Origin of the sequence: Streptomyces sp. NPDC047014 (genome assembly GCF_040644195.1) — a bacterium.
GTDB lineage: Bacteria > Actinomycetota > Actinomycetes > Streptomycetales > Streptomycetaceae > Streptomyces.
Genome location: NZ_JBEYVX010000176.1, coordinates 1 through 3385, shown reverse-complemented (window position 1 = coordinate 3385; position 3385 = coordinate 1). Strand labels below are relative to the sequence as shown.

General features: G+C 72.4%; 4 protein-coding genes. 3 read left to right on the top strand and 1 reads right to left on the bottom strand.

The window, feature by feature from the left end:
• Positions 1-153, top strand: a 153-nt coding sequence (locus tag ABZ873_RS34035; RefSeq protein WP_360880719.1) for an adenosylhomocysteinase, incomplete at its 5' end; no start/stop codon positions are given.
• Between the two features lie 97 nt (positions 154-250).
• The gene (locus ABZ873_RS34030; protein ID WP_360880716.1) at positions 251-871 is read left to right on the top strand and encodes a hypothetical protein; all 621 of its coding nucleotides are present in this window, start codon (positions 251-253) and stop codon (positions 869-871) included.
• A gap of 39 nt (positions 872-910) precedes the next feature.
• Here the strand turns inward: ABZ873_RS34030 and ABZ873_RS34025 are convergent, their stop codons facing one another.
• A complete protein-coding gene (locus ABZ873_RS34025) occupies positions 911-1834 on the bottom strand; it encodes an RDD family protein (RefSeq protein WP_360880713.1) in 924 nt (307 codons plus the stop codon).
• Positions 1835-1945: 111 nt separating this feature from the next.
• Here ABZ873_RS34025 and ABZ873_RS34020 point away from each other — a divergent pair, with 111 nt between their 5' ends.
• Positions 1946-2953 carry a stage II sporulation protein M gene (locus ABZ873_RS34020; protein ID WP_360880710.1) on the top strand — a complete coding sequence of 336 codons (1008 nt, stop codon included), beginning with the start codon at positions 1946-1948 and terminating at the stop codon, positions 2951-2953.
• The last annotated feature ends 432 nt before the right edge of the window (positions 2954-3385 follow it).

Below are 3385 nucleotides of genomic sequence, written 5' to 3'. Positions count from 1 at the left end.
GTCTACGTGCTGCCCAAGCACCTCGACGAGAAGGTCGCCCGCCTCCACCTCGACGCCCTCGGCGTCCGGCTCACCACCCTGCGCCCGGAGCAGGCGGCGTACATCGGCGTCAAGGTCGAGGGCCCGTACAAGCCGGACCACTACCGCTACTGATCACACCCTGATCGGCAGTACGTGACGCAGGCCCCCGGCACCCGTGCCGGGGGCCTGCCCCGTGTCCCCCCACCATCCTCCGAAGAAGTGTGCGCACATGCCCCGCGGCCGCTACTCGCTCCACGACCCGCACGACCACACCCCCCTCGGCGAGGAGCACTTCCACTGCGCCCCCGGCCCCTCCGGCTGGCGCTACGTCTCCCAGCTCACCGCCCCGGACGGCGAGCACCGCGGCTCCGTCGACCTCGCGATCGACGAGCTGGGCCGGCCGATCCGGCTGGAGGTCAACGCGGCGAGCTGGCAGGTCCGGGGTGCCGCGCTCGACGGCGTCACGTGGGTCCGTACCGACCCCACCGGGACCGAGGCCACCGAGGGCAATGTCGCCGCCCTCGGCTTCACCGGCACCTCCCCGGCCTTCCTCGTCGCGACGGCCCGCCTGCTGCGCCTGAGCCCCGGCGCCCCCGCCACCCGGGTCCGGCTCCTCGCGCTGACCGACCCGGTGCTGGCCCCTCGTACGGTGGACCAGGCGTGGGCGCTGCTCGGACGGGAGGCCCACCCCACGGACAGCGGCCCGCTGCTGGTGGACGCGTACCAGGTCAGCGCGCTGGACACGGGCGAGGTGCACACGATCCACATCGCCGGGGACGTGGTCCTCTCGGCCCCCGGCATCGAACTGGAACACCTGGAGACACCGCCCTCGGCCTTCGAGGACCAGTGACCCCTGACCCCCTGACCCCCGGGCCCCGGGCCCGCGCCGTCAGGCGGGCGGCGCGAACCCTCCGGCGCGCGGGGTCTCGGCGGGCGCGGGCGCGGGCGGGGGCGGGGTGACGGGCGCGGGGGCGACATACGGCGCGGGGGCGATGTACGGCGCGGGCGCGGCGGGAGCCGCCGGAGCGGGGCCGGACCCGAACCCCGGAACCGGCGAGGGCCCGGCAGCGCGGAAGGCCCGGGCGGCGTCCCGCGACTGCCGCTCGTGCACCACGGCCATCAGGAACGCGGGAGCAGGCACCCCGGCCGGCGGCGGCGCCCCCGTGCACGCCACCAGATCGTCCGCGAGCCGCGCCGCCATCGCGGCCCCCACCTGCGGGTCCAGCTGGTTCATCCGCGTCAGGTACTGGCGTATCGCCAGCCACAGCCCCTCCGGCACCGCCGACAGGTCCAGCCCGGTGAACCGCCCCGCCAGCCACGGCGGCGGCGGAGGCACCGGCATGACCCGGCTGCCCGGCACCCGCTCGCGCACCACCAGGGTCCCCGCGAACACATCCCCCAGCCGTCGCCCCCGCTCCGACACCAGCGAGGCGATCGCCGCCACGGTCCCGAAGGTCAGCAACAGCTCCACCACACCCAGCGCCCCGCGCACCAGCGCGTGGCGGAAGCGGATCGGCCCCCCGTCGTCCCGCACCACCCGCAGCCCGCAGGCCAGCTTGCCCAGCGAGCGCCCGTGCGACAGCGTCTCCACCGCGATCGGTACGCCGACCAGCACCAGCAGCACACTCGCCACCCCGACGGCGGCCCTGGCCGCGGTGTCCAGGGAGGCGGTGGCGAAGGTCAGCCCGACGGTGATCAGCACATAGCCGGTGACATAGACCGCCAGGTCGAGGGTGATCGCCAGCGCCCGGCTCGGCAGCCGCGCGGGCCGCAGCCCCAGGACGACCGCGTCCCCCGTCACCAGACCGCTCACCGCAGCACCTCTCATCCGACCTGCCCCCGCCCCTCGGTCATCCAGTCTGCCAAGCTGACCACATCACGAACAGGCAGCGGCCAGGGACCTGGGGCAGGGGAGCGGCACCGGATGGATCTCGACGTCTTCGTCACGGCACACCGCGCGGAATGGGACCGCCTGGAACAACTCCTCGGGCGCGGGCGCAAGCTCACGGGCGAGGAGGCCGACGAGCTCGTCGCGCTCTACCAGCGCACCTCCACCCACCTCTCCCTCCTCCAGTCCACCGCCCCGGACCCGCTGCTCACCGGCAGGCTGACCCAGCTGGTGGCGCGCGCCCGCGCCACCGTGACGGGCACCCGCCGGGCGGGCTGGCGCGACGTCGCCCTCTTCTTCACGGCGGGCTTCCCGGCGGCCGTGTACCGCAGCCGCCGCTGGTGGATCCCGACGGCGCTGCTCTCCACCGCCCTCGGTGTCCTCATCGGCTGGTGGATCGCCACGCACCCCGAGGTGCAGGGGGCCATCGCCGCGCCGGAGCACTTGAAGGAGCTCACGAAGCCCGGCGGCCAGTACGAGACGTACTACTCCAGCAACCCGGCCGGCTCCTTCGCCGCCCAGGTGTGGACGAACAACGCCCAGGCGGCCGCGCTCTGCCTGGTGCTCGGCGCCTTCCTCGGGATCCCGGTGCTCTGGATCCTCTTCCTGAACATGGCCAACCTCGGGGTCGGCCTGGGTCTGATGGCCTCCGCGGGCCGGCTCGACGTCTTCCTCGGCCTGATCCTGCCGCACGGCCTGCTCGAACTGACCGCCGTCTTCGTGGCCGCGGGCACCGGGCTGCGCCTGGGCTGGACGGTCATCGACCCGGGCCCCCGCACCCGCCGCGCGGCCCTCGCGGAACAGGGCCGCGCGGCCCTCGGCATGGCCCTCGGCCTGGCGGCGGTCCTGTTCATCTCCGGCCTTATCGAAGGCTTCGTGACCCCCTCGGGCCTCCCCACCTGGGCCCGCATCACGATCGGCGTGGCCGCGGAGGCGGCCTTCCTCGCCTACGTCTTCCTCCTGGGCGGCCGCGCCGCCCGCGCGGGGGAGACGGGCGACGTGGAGGCCGCGGACCGCACGGCAACGCTCCCGACCGCCGCCTGATGTGCGCACCGGGCAGCTGAGCTGCTAGTCTCCTCGTCGTTCCGCAAACGCCGTTGACACGGCGCAAGCGGAGAGGTAGATTCGAACGGTTGCCTCGAACTGGACAAGTTCGGCAGCGATGGTTTAAACTCTCTCTCACCCCACATGGACCATTGAGTTTCAGCGGGGTACAGCCGTCTCTCCATTCAGGAATTCGAAGCCGGGAAATCCGGTGGAAAACTTCTGATAGAGTCGGAATCGCCGGAAAGGGAAACGCGAAGGCGAAGACCTGGAAAGCGCCGAGGAAATCGGACACGGAAAACGTCTGATAGAGTCGGAAACGCAAGAAAAAAGCAAGACAGCAGAACGAAAGCCCGGAGGAAAACCCGCGAGGGTGAGTACGAAGGAAGCGTCCGTTCCTTGAGAACTCAACAGCGTGCCAAAAATCAACGC